A 13,196-nucleotide genomic window follows, 5' to 3' on the forward strand; every position below is an offset into this window, starting at 1 on the left:
CGGACCGGGTACGGGCGATCGGGCGATCTGGTAACCATGTCCCGATGATGAAGGCTTCGATCGTGATCTCGCTCGCCGGTGCGGCGATGTTGGCGTTGACCGGATGTTCGTCGGACGACTCGTCGGCGGCGCCGACCGAGGACAGTCTGCGCACCGCTCTCGACGCCCAGTACTCCCGGTTGCAGACGGCCGACTGGACCACGGACTACGACCACCTGTCGCAGCGGTGCCAGGACATGTACAGCCGCGAGGACTACGTCGCGGCAGCCGCGAAGGCGTACGAGGGCCGCGACTTCTCCGGTCCGCAGGAACTCGCCATCACCATGGACGGCGACTCGGCGACCGTGGTCGCGACCTCCTTCGACGGGAAGGGCAACAAGGCGCCGATGACGTGGCGGTACGTCGACGGCGAGTGGGTGTACGACAACTGCTGACCCTCGTCCCCGGCGCGTAGGCCTGGGTGCCCTTACGCTGGCCGTCATGGCGAAGCGGTGGTGGATCATCGGAGGCATAGCGGTGCTCGCGGTGCTGGCGGTCGCCGCCGGCCCGTGGATCTACGGGACCTGGATCGCCGAGGACGACGCGCCCGCCGCGGCGGTGTCCACGTCGGGGGCGCAGGCCGCGGAGGGCGACGTCAACGGCCAGTGGACCGTCGTGCCGGGGACGGACCCCAACACGACGGCGGCCGGCTACACGGTGCACGAGATCCTCAACGGTGCCAGCGTGACCGTCGTCGGCAGCACCGGTGAGGTCTCGGGCAGCGCGACGGTGGACGCCGACAAGTTGACGGCTGCCGACGTCACGGTTCAGGTCGCGTCGATCGCGACCGACAACTCGCGCCGCGACGGGCAGTTCCAAGGCATGGTCATGAACACCGACGAGTTCCCGACCGCGACGTTCACCCTGGACGGCCCCGTCGACCTGGCGGGCGTCCCCACCGACGGCAGCACCGCGATCGTCACCGCGAACGGCACGCTGACGCTGAAGGGCGTCACGCGTCCCGTCACCGTCGACGTCGAGGTCCTGCGATCGGGAACGGACCTGATCGCGTCCGGTTCGATCCCCGTCACGTGGACCGACTTCGGTGTCACGCCGCCGTCGCTCGGGTTCGTCACCGTCGACGGGACAGGCACCGTCGACTTCCTCGTCAGCCTGCAGAAGTAGGTTTCCACCCGGGCGGTCCGAACACGTAGCCGAACTTGTGCCGCCAGGTGTCGGCGGCGGCGACGTCGCGCCCTATCGCGGCGTACTCGTGGCCCTGCAGCGTGAGGATGTTGTAGGTGCCGACCGGTTTCGTCAGCCCGTACGTGGGCCGGTGCGTCTCCTCCTGGAAGGTGCCGAACATCCGGTCCCAGAGGATGAGGATTCCGCCGTAGTTCCGGTCCAGGTATTCGGGGTCACAGCCGTGATGCACCCGGTGGTGTGACGGGGTGTTGAAGACGTACTCGATCGGCCGGGGCAGACGGTCGACGTGCTCGGTGTGCACGAAGAATTGGAACACCAGGTTGACGCTGAATCCGACGAACACCATCCACGGTGGAATGCCGATGAGCGGCAAGGGGATCCACATGACGATCTCGCCGCTGTTGTTCCACTTCTGACGCAGCGCGGTCGCGAAGTTGTAGTACTCGCTGGAGTGATGCGCCTGATGGGTCGCCCACACGACCCGGACCCGGTGCGCGATCCGGTGATACCAGTAGAAGAGGAAGTCGACGCCGACGATCAGGATCACCCACGTGTACCAGGCGTCCACCGGCAGGTGCCACGGCGCGAGGTACGCGTAGATCGCCGCGTAGGCGACCAGGCCGAGCGCCTTCCACGCGGCACTGGTCGCCACCGACACCAGGCCCATGGAGACGCTCGCTCGCGCATCCCGCTGCTCGTACCCGCCCTCCGGGGGATGCGTGCGCCCGGCGTCGTCGATCCGCGGTTCGGTGAGGTGCCGCGCCGCGATCCACTCGATTGCGAGGAAGAGCACGAAGAACGGAATCGCGAGGGCAACGGGGTCGCGCAGCGGCACCGGCAGGGAGTTCCACACGTCGGGCAGATCAAACATGTAAGCAGTGTGGACCCGCCGGCCGCCCCGGATCCGGCAATCGCCCGAACCCGTGGGACGCAGCGCTGCCGCATCCGGTTCCCCTGTTGACAGCAGCCTGTGGACGGCCCGGCCGGTGGTCGCGGTGCGGTTAGCGTCCCGGGTGGATCAGAGGTCACCGAGATCAGGGGGAGCGACATGACAGTGGAGATGACCGTCGACATCGCCGGGGTGTGCGCATTGACAGGCGACCTGGTGACCGCGGCGGAACGCGTCGCGGAAACCGACCCGATGACTCCCATCGACGCGTCGGCGTCGGCGCTGCCGGGATCGGATACGGCGGCCGTGTTGGCGGAGCTGTCGCCGGCGGCGGGTCGCGTGGTGTCGGAGACGGCGCTGCGGCTGCGGGCGATGTCCGTCGCGGCTGCCGACTCGGCGACCCGATACGCCGGCACGGACGAGGCAACCGCCGCGCTGCTGGCAGGTATCTGATGCGTCCCACCCTGACCGCGCTGCGCGCGTGGGAGCCGGCCGAACTCGAGCGTCGGGCACGCGACCTCGATGCGGAGGCGAAGGCGCTGTTCGCGGCGGTGGACGTCGCCGACACGCGGGTCCGCGACACCGTCTGGTCCGGGGTCGCGGCGGCCGCGGCGGTGGACCGCTCGGACCGCGAACGCCGTGTCGCGGCAACACTGTTCGGGGACTGGGCGGCAGCCGCGGCTGTACTGCGATCGGGGTCCGCCGAGATCGGTGCGGCGCGCGAGGTCGCGCTGGACGTGGCGGACGAGGCGGCGGCGAGGTTCGGATTCGTGGTCTCCGACAGTGGCCGCGTCACAGCCCCGGTCCTGCCCTGGGTTGGTGTCTCGTTGTCCGCGAACGTCATTCGGATCCTGGTGGGGGAGTGCGCCAGGTGGTACGACGCGCGGATCGCCGCCGCGCTGGACGCGGTCGACGCGGCGGACAGGGCGTTGGCGCTCGCGCTCCGGGAGATCGTCGGCGACCCCGCCGCGCCGCCGGAGGGGTCGGCAGCCGACGAGAACGCGCGGTACTGGACCGCACTCGCCGAGGACCAGCGCCGCACCGTCCTGGCGCAGCATCCCGCCTGGATCGGCAACCTCGACGGACTTCCCGGGAGCGTTCGGGACGCCGCCAACCGGGCGGTGCTCGACGCCGATCGCCGTGAGTACACGCGACTGCTGGAGCGGATCGAACAGGAGGGGCTGTATCGCGAAACATCGGGCACGGCAGGCAAACTCGAGCTTGCCCGGGCGTCGGCGGCACGTGCGCGGCTCGAGGAGCTCGACGCCGTCGCCGCGGCGATCGCGGATCCGGACCGCAGGCTGCTCGCCTACCGCGGGGGAGGCGAGGAGATCCGAGCGGCCGTCGCCGTCGGAAACGTCGACACCGCCGACCACGTCGCGGTCTACACGCCGGGACTCAACACCACGGTGCGCGACGATCTGGACTCCGCCTCGGACGCCGTCGCCGGGCTCCGCGACGAGGCGCAGCACCAACTGGTCGCCGCCGGACGCGCCGACGAGGAGGTGGCGGCCGTCGTGTGGCTCGACTACCGGCCGCCGCAGGTCTCGGCGGACGACCCCGCGGGCGCGGTCCGGGACGCCGTCGTCGACCTCGGCCTCACCGCTGCGGCCCGGTCCGGCGCGGCCGGTCTCGGGGACTTCACCCGCGGACTGGATGCGTCGCGGCCGGACGGTGTGCACCTGACGGCGGTCGGACACTCCTACGGGTCGACGACGACCGGGATCGCACTGCAGGCAGGTGACATCGCCGTCGACGACGCGGTGTTCCTCGGTTCGCCGGGCGTCGGCACCGGTGACGTCGCCGACCTCGGCCTACCCCCAGGGCACGTCTACGTCGGCGAGGCAGACGGTGACGTGGTCGCGGACCTCGGCGCGTACGGACCCGACCCCAGCACCCTGCCCGGCGTCACCGCCCTGGCCACGAACGACGGACCGTTCGGCGGTGAATCCCGTGGTCACAGTGCGTACCTCGAGGAGGGCAGCACGAGTCGGCACAACGTCGGCGCGGTCGTCGCGGGACTGCCCGACGGTGCGGTCACGTCACCGGCTACGCGTTGACGAGCGCCGGGGTGTCCGCGAGCAGACCGCGGCGGGCCAGGATCGGCCGAACACCCTCGCCGAACCAGAACGCCTCCTCGACGTGCGGGTACCCGGAGAGGACGAACTCGTCGATGCCTGCCGCGTGGTACTCCTCGATGCGGTCCGCGACCTCGGTGTGGCTGCCGACCAGCGCCGTACCCGCGCCGCCCCGGACCAGCCCGACACCGGCCCACAGGTTCGGGGCGATCTCCAGATTCGCGGTACTGCCCGCATGCAGGGCGGTCATCCGGCGCTGCCCCTCCGATTCGGCGTTCGCGAATCGGGCCGCGGTGGCGGCGATCGCGTCGGGATCGAGCCCGGCGAGCATCTTCTCGGTCACCGCCCACGCCTCGGCGGAGGTGTCGCGGGTGATGACGTGCAACCGGATCCCGAATCGGATCGTGCGGCCGGCGCGTTCGGCTTCCGCGCGAACGGCGGCAATCTTCGCGGCCACGGCGGCGGGCGGCTCACCCCAGGTGAGGTAGACGTCGGCGTGCTGGCCGGCGACGGGCAGCGCGGCCTCGGAGGATCCGCCGAAGTACAACGGCGGCACCGGGTTCGGCGGCGCTGAGGTCGTGGCACCCGCGAGGGTGTAGTGCTCGCCCGCGAAGTCGAACGGGGCGTCGCCCCAGGCGCCGCGCAGTGCCTGCATGAACTCGGCGGTCCGGGCGTAGCGCTGGTCCTTGGTCAGCCAGTCGCCGAACTGCTGCTGCTCGATCGAGTCGCCGCCGGTCACCACGTTGAGCAGCAGTCGCCCACCCGAGAGTCGCTGGAAGCTCGACGCCATCTGCGCGGCCAGGGTCGGGGAGATGGCGCCGGGCCGGAACGCGACGAGGAACTTGAGCCGGGTCGTCAGCGGGATCAGTGCCGCCGTCGTCAGCCACGCGTCCTCGCAGTGGGTTCCGGTCGGGGTGAGGACGCCGGTGAATCCGGCCGCCTCGGCGGCACGCGCGACCTGGGTCAGATAGTCGAGGGTGGGTGCGCGTTCGCCCGCGGTGCGAGGGTCGGCGTTCGAGGAGTTCGAGTTGTCCACGATGCCGCGGCCGTCGCCGGCGGTGGGCAGGAACCAGTGCAGATCGACGCTCATGGGGTCTCCGGAGTCGAGGAGGGTGCGGTGTGTGCGGGAAGTGTTGGGGCACTACCTACGTACAGAGCGCACCGGCGACACGCAGAAGGTCGACGTGGCGTCGAACCGTGAGCGTGGGCAGACCGGACATGTGTTCAGGTTCGCAGTGCAGAGCAGATGCTGTCAATCCGTCGCGACGAAACTCTTGGCGATTCCATACCCCCGTGATAGGAATTTCCCGCGACGCCCGTCCGGGCCCGGCGACGAGGAGTGATCGGTGCACATCAGCGCGAAGGTCGACTACGCCGTGCGCACCCTCGTCGAGATCGCCGCGGCCGATTCCCCGCCGGTCAAGGCCGAGCACCTCGCGGCCGCCCAGTCCATCCCGCACAAGTTTCTCGAGGCCGTCCTCGGCGACCTCCGGCGCGCCGAGCTGGTGCAGAGTCGTCGCGGACCGGACGGCGGCTACTGGCTCGCTCGGCCCCCGGAGGAGATCGCCGTCGCCGACGTCATCCGCGCGATCGAGGGCCCCCTCGCCTCCGTCCGAGGGGAACGTCCGGAGGAGGTCGAGTACGGCGGGCCCGCGAAGCCGTTGCGGGACGTGTGGATCGCGGTGCGGGTGAATCTGCGCGCGGTCCTCGAAGCGGTGACGATCGCGGACGTCGCGTCGGGTGCGCTTCCCGACTTCGTCGGCAAACTGACAGCTGACCCGGAGGCGTGGCGTCGTCGTTGACGGTTGACCGCCGCAAGATCGTGAGCCGAGTACACGACCGGTAACCGGCCTGCAAACAGGCTGGTTGGTAGCCTCGGTCACTATGCTGTACTCCCTGCTGCGGACTTACCTGCGGCCGTACCGGGCCGAACTTGCTGGTGTGATCGCACTGCAGTTGATCTCCACGATGGCGTCGCTCTATCTGCCGACCCTCAACGCGAGGATCATCGACGACGGAGTCACCAAGGGCGACACGAGTGTCGTCCTGTCCACCGGCGGTGTCATGCTGCTGATCACCGGCCTGCAGATCGTCTGCAGCATCGGCGCCGTCTACTTCGGCGCCCGCGCGGCGATCGGTCTCGGCCGGGACCTGCGCCGTGCCGTCATGTACCGGGTCGGCGACTTCTCGTCACGGGAGGTCGGTCTGTTCGGCGCACCGTCGCTGATCACCCGGAACACCAACGACGTCCAGCAGATCCAGATGGTCGTCGTCATCTCCTGCACGATCCTCGTCGCGGCGCCGATCATGTGCATCGGTGGCGTCGTCATGTCGATCGAGCAGTCGCAGGGCCTGGCCTGGGTACTCGCCGTCGCCGTGCCGGTGCTGGCCCTGACCATGTTCCTGGTGGTCCGGAAGATGGTCCCCGAGTTCCGGTCCATGCAGGTCCGGATCGACGCGATCAACCGGGTGTTGCGCGAGCAGATCACCGGCATCCGGGTGGTGCGGGCGTTCGTGCGGGAACGCGACGAGGTGCAGCGGTTCGGCGAGACCAACGACAGCCTCGTGTCGGTGGCGCTCCGGGTCGGCCGACTGATGGCGTTCATGAGCCCCGCGGTCCTCATGATCGCGAACCTGACGAGTATCTCCGTGCTCTGGCTCGGCGCCCACCTCATCGACCAGGGCAAGATGGAGATCGGTGCGCTCACCGCGGTGCTGACCTACATCATGCAGATCCTGATGTCGGTGATGATGGTGACGGTGATGACGGTGCTGCTGCCGCGGGCGTCGGTCTGCGCCGAACGCATCTCCGAAGTGCTCGACACCGAACCGTCCGTGAGCGAACCCGACCGGGAACTCGAGACGTGGCGTGCCCGCGGCATCGTCGAGATGCGGAACGTGTCCTTTTCCTTCCAGGGCGCCGACGAACCGGTTCTACGAGACATCAGCTTCCTCGCCGAACCAGGCATGACAACCGCGATCATCGGCGGAACGGGTGCAGGCAAGTCCACGCTCCTCAACCTGATCCCGCGACTCATCGACGCCACAGCCGGGCAGGTGCGGGTCGGCGCCGCCGACGTCCGCCGGCTGGACGCGACACGGCTGCGAAGCTCGATCGGCCTGATCCCCCAGAAGCCGTTCCTGTTCTCCGGCACCATCGCCACCAACCTCCGCTACGGCAACCCCGACGCCACCGACGCCGAGCTGTGGCGGTCCTTGGAGGTCGCGCAGGCAGCCGACTTCGTGAAGGCCGCGCCCACCGGGCTCGACACGCCCATCGCCCAGGGCGGCGCCAACCTCTCCGGCGGTCAGCGCCAGCGCATCGCCATCGCCCGCGCTCTCGTCCGAAACGCCGAGATCTATCTGTTCGACGACTCGTTCTCCGCACTCGACCTCGGCACCGACGCCCGGCTGCGTGCCGCGCTGAAGCCCGTCACCCGCGACGCCTGCGTCATCGTCGTCGCGCAGCGGGTGTCGACCATCATCGACGCCGACCAGATCATCGTGCTCGACGACGGCCGCGTCGTCGGGATCGGCACTCACCACCGACTACTCGAGACCTGTCCCACCTACGCGGAGATCGTCGCGTCACAGTTCACCGCTCAGGAGGCGTCGTGAGTATGCCGGGCGGTGCCACCGCGATGCCGGGTAAGAAGGCCCTCAACTTCGTGCCGTCGATGCGGCGACTGCTGCGGCGCCTGCGCCCGCACCGGTTCCAGGTCGGGCTCGTCATGCTGCTCGCGACCCTGAGCGTCGTGTTCAGCGTCGTCAGCCCGAAGATCATGGGCCGCGCCACCAACATCATCTTCGACGGCATGATCGGCAGGCAGCTGCCGGAGGGCCTGACGAAGGAACAGGCCGTCGACGCGCTCCGCGCGCAGGGGCAGGACACGTTCGCCGACATGGTGTCCGGCATGAACGTCGTACCCGGCAGCGGGATCGACTGGACGGCGTTGTCCGAGGTTCTCGTGCTGATCCTCGTGCTGTTCGTGCTCGCATCCGGTTTCTCGTGGCTGCAGGCGTACCTGCTCAACAACATCGTGCAGGGCACCGTCCGTCAGCTTCGCGCCGACGTCGAGGCGAAGCTGCACCGCCTGCCGCTGTCCTACTTCGACACCACCAAGCGCGGCGAGATCCTCTCCCGTGTCACCAACGACATCGACAACGTCTCCCAGACGGTCAATCAGACGGTCAATCAGCTGCTCACGGCGGTGCTGACGGTGATCGGCATCCTCGGCATGATGCTGTGGATCTCGCCGCTGCTCTCGCTGATCGCGGTGCTGACGGTGCCCGCGTCGATCCTGGTGACCACGTTCGTCGCCAAACGCTCCCAGAAGCACTTCGTCGCGCAGTGGCAGAACACCGGCGCACTCAACGCGCAGATCGAGGAGACGTTCACCGGCCACGATCTGGTGCAGGCGTTCGGCAGGCAGGACGCGGTCCGTGCCTCGTTCGACGAGAAGAACGACAACCTCTACGAATCGGCGTTCAAGGCGCAGTTCATCTCGGGCCTCATCCAGCCTGCCGTCATGTTCCTCGGCAACCTGAACTACGTGGCCATCGCCGTCATCGGCGGCATGCGGGTCGCGTCCGGCACGATGAGCCTCGGTGACGTGCAGGCGTTCATCCAGTACTCGCGCCAGTTCACGGCGCCGATCACGCAGGTCAGCTCGATGATGAACCTGATGCAGTCCGGTGTCGCGTCCGCCGAGCGGGTGTTCGAGCTGCTCGACGAGGACGAGCAGTCACCCGATCCGGAGGAGCCTGCCACCCCGGCGACGAACCGCGGTCTGGTCGAGTTCCAGGACGTGTCCTTCCGGTACAAGGAGGACACGCCGCTGATCGACGACATGAACCTCATCGTGCGGCCGGGGCAGATGATCGCGATCGTCGGCCCGACCGGTGCAGGCAAGACGACGCTGGTGAACCTGGTGATGCGGTTCTACGAGGTGAACGCCGGACGCATCCTGCTCGACGGTGTCGACATCTCGACGATGACGCGCGACGACCTGCGATCCCGCATGGGAATGGTCCTGCAGGACACCTGGTTGTTCGGCGGCACGATCCGCGACAACATCGCGTACGGACGCCCCGGGGCCACCGAGGACGAGATCATCGCCGCGGCGCGCGTGAGCCACGTCGACCGGTTCGTGCGCACCCTCCCCAAGGGTTACGACACCGTCATCGACGAGGAGGGCAACAACATCAGTGCGGGTGAGAAGCAGCTCATCACCATCGCCCGCGCCTTCCTGTCCGATCCGTCGATCCTCATCCTCGACGAGGCCACCAGCTCCGTCGACACCCGCACCGAGGTGCTCGTCCAGCATGCGACGGCGGCACTGCGCAGCGACCGCACCAGCTTCGTCATCGCGCACCGGCTATCTACCGTCCGCGACGCCGACGTGATCGTCGTGATGGAGGACGGGCACATCGTCGAGCAGGGAACCCACGCGCGCCTGTTGGAGATGGACGGCGCCTACGCGGAGCTGTACCACAGCCAGTTCACCGGACCGGCCCAGGTGCAGGCGTGACCGGGCCTGCTTGGATGGACGGCGTGAGCAGCAACGACGACGCACCGGTTCCGGCGCCGAACGACCCGTTCTTCACGGTCGGGACCCGGATTCCCGGTCAGCTCGGTCGCACCGGCACCATCCACACCCCGCACGGCGACATCGCGACGCCCGCGTTCATCGCGGTCGGCACCAACGCCACCGTGAAGGCGGTGCTGCCGGAAACCATCCGGGAGGCGGGCGCGCAGGCAGTCCTGGCCAACGCCTACCACCTGTACCTGCAGCCGGGTTCCGACATCGTCGACGAGGCGGGCGGTCTCGGCCGGTTCATGAACTGGTCGGGTCCGACGTTCACCGACAGCGGCGGCTTCCAGGTGATGTCGCTCGGAGTCGGGTTCAAGAAGGTGCTCGCGATGGAGGCCGTCGGCGTGCAGTCCGACGACGTCATCGCCGTGGGCAAGGAACGGCTCGCGCACGTCGACGACGACGGGGTCACGTTCAAGTCCCATCGCGACGGTTCGCGGCATCGGTTCACCCCCGAGGTGTCGATGGGCATCCAGCATCAGCTCGGCGCCGACATCATCTTCGCGTTCGACGAACTGACCACACTGTTCAACACCCGCGCCTACCAGGAGGAGTCGGTGCAGCGGACGCAGGCGTGGGCGGTGCGGTGCATCGCCGAACACGAACGCCTCACCGCGCAGCGCACCCACCGGCCGTACCAGGCGCTGTTCGGCGTCGTGCAGGGCGCACAGTACGAGGACCTGCGCAGGCAGGCGTGCCGCGGACTGGAGTCGATCGCCGGCGAGACGGGCCGCGGCTTCGACGGTTACGGCATCGGCGGCGCGCTGGAGAAGCAGAACCTCGGCACCATCGTCCGCTGGTGCAACGAGGAACTGCCCGAGCACAAGCCGCGGCATCTGCTCGGCATCAGCGAACCCGACGACCTGTTCACCGCGATCGAGAACGGCGCCGACACCTTCGACTGCGTCAACCCGTCCCGGGTCGCCCGCAACGCCGCGATCTACACGGAGAACGGCCGGTTCAACATCAACACGAGCCGGTTCAGGCGGGACTTCGACCCGATCGACGAGAACTGCGACTGCTACACCTGCCGCAACTACTCGCGCGCGTACATCCACCACCTGTTCAAGGCGAAGGAGATGCTCGCGTCGACGCTCGCAACCATCCACAACGAGCGGTTCACCATTCGCCTCGTCGACCGGATCCGCGACAGCATCGACGGCGGGTACTTCGACGACCTGCGCTCGCAGACGCTCAGCAGCTTCTACGCCACCGCCCGCGCCTGACCGTGGCGGGCGTCCGGTCCGCGCCGCGGGGTGGCTACGATCGGCGGCATGACGACCAGCAGCGGCGGCGACGCCGGTAATCCGTGGGCGCAGCAGCCGGAAGGTGCCGGGTCACCTGCGCCGGAGCTATCGAATCCGCCGCTGCCGTCGTACCCGGCACAGCCGTACGGGGCTCAGCCCTACGGGACCGAGCCCTACGGGACTCAGCAGTACGGCGCCCAGCAGTACGGAGCCCAGCAGTACGGTGCCCAGCCGTACGGGGCTCAGCCCTACGAGACGCAGCAGCAGTACCCCGCGCCGCAGCAGCCGTATGGCCAGGCGCCCGGCTACCCGATGCCGCCCGCTGCACCGTACGGCGCGTATCCGCAGGCCCCGATGGTCACCGGTACCAACGGCCTTGCGATCGGGTCGCTGGTCACGTCCTGCTTCGGGTTCCTCTACGGGCTTTCCGCGATCGTCGGGATCATCCTCGGCATCATCGCGCTCAACCAGATCAAGCAGACCGGACAGCAGGGTCGAGGCCTGGCGATCGCGGGAATCGTCGTCGGCGGTGCGTGGGTCGCACTCTTTCTCATCCTGGTACTCGGCCTCGTCGTCGTCGGCATCAACGGCGGCTACTGACCGTCCTGCGACCGGACCGGGCCGTGCTCGCGACCGTCGGCGACGTCAGCCGGCCAGGACGTAGGTCGGTTCGCGTTTCTTGACGTACGCGATGACGCGGTAGGTGATGGGCATGACCAGCACCTCGACGAGGGTCTTCCAGAGGAATCCGACGAGCAGGTAGTTGACGAAGTCGTCCCAGGTGCTGATGCCGATGGCTCCGGCGGCGATCGCACAGAAGATCAAGGTGTCCGCGAACTCACCGACGACGGTGGACCCGATGAGCCGCGCCCACAGGTACTTCTCCTTGGTCCGCTCCTTGATCGCGACCATGACCAGCGAGTTCAGCAGCTGTCCGACGAGGTAGCCCGCGAGGCCGGCGAGCAGCAGTCGCGGGTACACCCCGACGACGGCTTCGAGCGAGGCCTGGTTCTCGTAGAACTCGGCGGACGGCAGCTCGAGCAGGATCCAGAAGCATCCCGATGCCAGGATCAGTGCACCGAAGCCCAGGTAGATGGCGCGGCGGGTGGCCTTGAAGCCGTACACCTCGCTCAGGACGTCGCCGAGAATGTAGGCGAGTGGGAAGAGGAAGAATCCGCCGTCGGTGATGATCGGCAGGATCTGCAACGGGCCGACGGTCACATCGAGTTCGGGGAAGAATGCGACGCCCTTCGTCGCACAGATGTTGGAGATGAGCAGCACCGCGGTGAACAGGGACACGAACGTCGGGTAGTAGCCGCGCGCGACGTGCGCGAAGGTGGCGTGCTCGGGCTGCTGATCGACCTGCTCTGATGCTGTCACGTCGGCCATCCAAGCACCGAAACGACGTCGGGCGCGAACCCGGAGTGGGTTCGCGCCCGACCGCGCGGTCGTGGACGACTCTGTCAGGGGGCGACGCGCCCGCCGACGACGACCCGGTACGCGTAGGTGGACGCGATGATCGTCAGCGGGATGCTGACCAGCAGTCCGAGGCCGCACAGCAGCACGCCGACGATGTTGAGACCGACACATGCGAGCGCCAGCAGCAGCAGTGGACCGACGTGCTGGGAAATCGCGCCGAAGCTGGACTTGATCGCGGTGATCGCGTCCTGATCCTGGTCGATCACGAATTCCAGGGTCCACCAGGTCAGGAACGCGATGATGATGCCCGGGATGATCAGCAGGATCAGGCCGATACCGGTCATGATGCCGACGAGGAAGCTCGCGATGATGATGGCGCCGACATTGCTGAACTGGAAGAACGCGCCGAAACCGGGCCGGTTGCCGTCGAGTTCGTTCAGCGCGCCGCGGATCAACGCGGCCGAGATGAGGTAGCTGACCACCGTCGTGACGATGCGGCCGATGAGTCCCCACACGCTGAAGTCGAACGAGTCGGAGAACGACGCGCTGTCCGGGTCGCCGATCGAGCCCCAGTCGGTGAAGATCGCGCTGACGGCGAGGCTGATGATCAGCGCGATGACCAGGATGCCGATCCACACCCCGGCGTTGGCCTTGTACTTGTTCCAGGCGTAACCGAGGGCGTCACCGACAGTGAGCTGCGGCGTACCGTTCGGGCCGCCGAAGCCGGGCGGGGACTGGATCGGAGCGCCGTAGCCGCCACTCGGCGGGGGCGGGTAGCCGCTTC

Annotated in this window: 14 protein-coding genes; 9 read left to right on the top strand and 5 right to left on the bottom strand. The window is 68.3% G+C overall.

Features of this window, described 5'->3' with window-relative positions:
- Positions 1 to 44: 44 nt before the first annotated feature.
- Together FFS72_RS19545 and FFS72_RS19550 are read left to right on the top strand one after the other, a co-directional pair.
- Positions 45 to 434, top strand: coding sequence for a hypothetical protein (locus FFS72_RS19545; RefSeq protein ID WP_137875478.1), 390 nt, complete (start codon positions 45 to 47; stop codon positions 432 to 434).
- A 46-nt stretch (positions 435 to 480) separates the two neighbouring features.
- Complete coding sequence (locus tag FFS72_RS19550; RefSeq protein ID WP_137875479.1) at positions 481 to 1,164, top strand: YceI family protein; 684 nt, start codon at positions 481 to 483, stop codon at positions 1,162 to 1,164.
- Here FFS72_RS19550 and FFS72_RS19555 read toward each other — a convergent pair.
- Complete coding sequence (locus tag FFS72_RS19555; protein ID WP_137875480.1) at positions 1,148 to 2,056, bottom strand: sterol desaturase family protein; 909 nt, start codon at positions 2,054 to 2,056, stop codon at positions 1,148 to 1,150. The genes FFS72_RS19550 and FFS72_RS19555 overlap by 17 nt on opposite strands.
- A gap of 177 nt (positions 2,057 to 2,233) precedes the next feature.
- On the opposite strand from FFS72_RS19555, the gene FFS72_RS19560 reads away from it, so the two are divergent.
- Together FFS72_RS19560 and FFS72_RS19565 are read left to right on the top strand one after the other, a co-directional pair.
- The gene (locus FFS72_RS19560) at positions 2,234 to 2,527 is read left to right on the top strand and encodes a hypothetical protein (RefSeq protein WP_137875481.1); all 294 of its coding nucleotides are present in this window, start codon (positions 2,234 to 2,236) and stop codon (positions 2,525 to 2,527) included.
- Positions 2,527 to 4,134: an alpha/beta hydrolase gene (locus tag FFS72_RS19565; protein WP_137875482.1), complete on the top strand. Its 1,608-nt coding sequence runs from the start codon at positions 2,527 to 2,529 to the stop codon at positions 4,132 to 4,134. Before FFS72_RS19560 ends, FFS72_RS19565 begins: the two co-directional genes overlap by 1 nt.
- Here the strand turns inward: FFS72_RS19565 and FFS72_RS19570 are convergent.
- Both FFS72_RS19570 and FFS72_RS27145 read right to left on the bottom strand, forming a co-directional pair.
- Positions 4,124 to 5,242, bottom strand: coding sequence for an LLM class flavin-dependent oxidoreductase (locus FFS72_RS19570; RefSeq protein ID WP_137875483.1), 1,119 nt, complete (start codon positions 5,240 to 5,242; stop codon positions 4,124 to 4,126). The two genes, FFS72_RS19565 and FFS72_RS19570, sit on opposite strands and share 11 nt — an antisense overlap.
- 55 nt (positions 5,243 to 5,297) lie before the next feature.
- Entirely contained in the window at positions 5,298 to 5,372 is a 75-nt protein-coding gene (locus tag FFS72_RS27145; protein WP_367379658.1) for a putative leader peptide, read from the bottom strand.
- A 126-nt stretch (positions 5,373 to 5,498) separates the two neighbouring features.
- Between FFS72_RS27145 and FFS72_RS19575 the strand changes: the two genes are divergently transcribed.
- The 5 genes from FFS72_RS19575 to FFS72_RS27010 all read left to right on the top strand — a co-directional run bounded on the left by FFS72_RS19575 (position 5,499) and on the right by FFS72_RS27010 (position 11,593).
- Complete coding sequence (locus FFS72_RS19575) at positions 5,499 to 5,954, top strand: RrF2 family transcriptional regulator (RefSeq protein ID WP_050067364.1); 456 nt, start codon at positions 5,499 to 5,501, stop codon at positions 5,952 to 5,954.
- An 82-nt stretch (positions 5,955 to 6,036) separates the two neighbouring features.
- Entirely contained in the window at positions 6,037 to 7,770 is a 1,734-nt protein-coding gene (locus FFS72_RS19580) for an ABC transporter ATP-binding protein (RefSeq protein ID WP_137875484.1), read from the top strand.
- A 2-nt stretch (positions 7,771 to 7,772) separates the two neighbouring features.
- On the top strand, positions 7,773 to 9,683 hold the full coding sequence (locus tag FFS72_RS19585; RefSeq protein ID WP_137875493.1) for an ABC transporter ATP-binding protein: 1,911 nt from the start codon (positions 7,773 to 7,775) through the stop codon (positions 9,681 to 9,683).
- 14 nt (positions 9,684 to 9,697) lie between these two features.
- The gene (tgt, locus tag FFS72_RS19590; protein ID WP_137875494.1) at positions 9,698 to 10,972 is read left to right on the top strand and encodes a tRNA guanosine(34) transglycosylase Tgt; all 1,275 of its coding nucleotides are present in this window, start codon (positions 9,698 to 9,700) and stop codon (positions 10,970 to 10,972) included.
- Positions 10,973 to 11,020: 48 nt separating this feature from the next.
- Complete coding sequence (locus FFS72_RS27010; protein ID WP_137875485.1) at positions 11,021 to 11,593, top strand: DUF4190 domain-containing protein; 573 nt, start codon at positions 11,021 to 11,023, stop codon at positions 11,591 to 11,593.
- A gap of 45 nt (positions 11,594 to 11,638) precedes the next feature.
- Here the strand turns inward: FFS72_RS27010 and FFS72_RS19600 are convergent, their stop codons facing one another.
- Both FFS72_RS19600 and FFS72_RS19605 read right to left on the bottom strand, forming a co-directional pair.
- A complete protein-coding gene (locus FFS72_RS19600) occupies positions 11,639 to 12,382 on the bottom strand; it encodes a queuosine precursor transporter (RefSeq protein WP_171018751.1) in 744 nt (247 codons plus the stop codon).
- 74 nt (positions 12,383 to 12,456) lie between these two features.
- Positions 12,457 to 13,152, bottom strand: coding sequence for a hypothetical protein (locus tag FFS72_RS19605; protein ID WP_137875495.1), 696 nt, complete (start codon positions 13,150 to 13,152; stop codon positions 12,457 to 12,459).
- Positions 13,153 to 13,196: the final 44 nt, after the last annotated feature.

This window comes from Rhodococcus sp. Q (assembly GCF_005503035.1).
Classification (GTDB): Bacteria; Actinomycetota; Actinomycetes; order Mycobacteriales; family Mycobacteriaceae; genus Rhodococcus_G.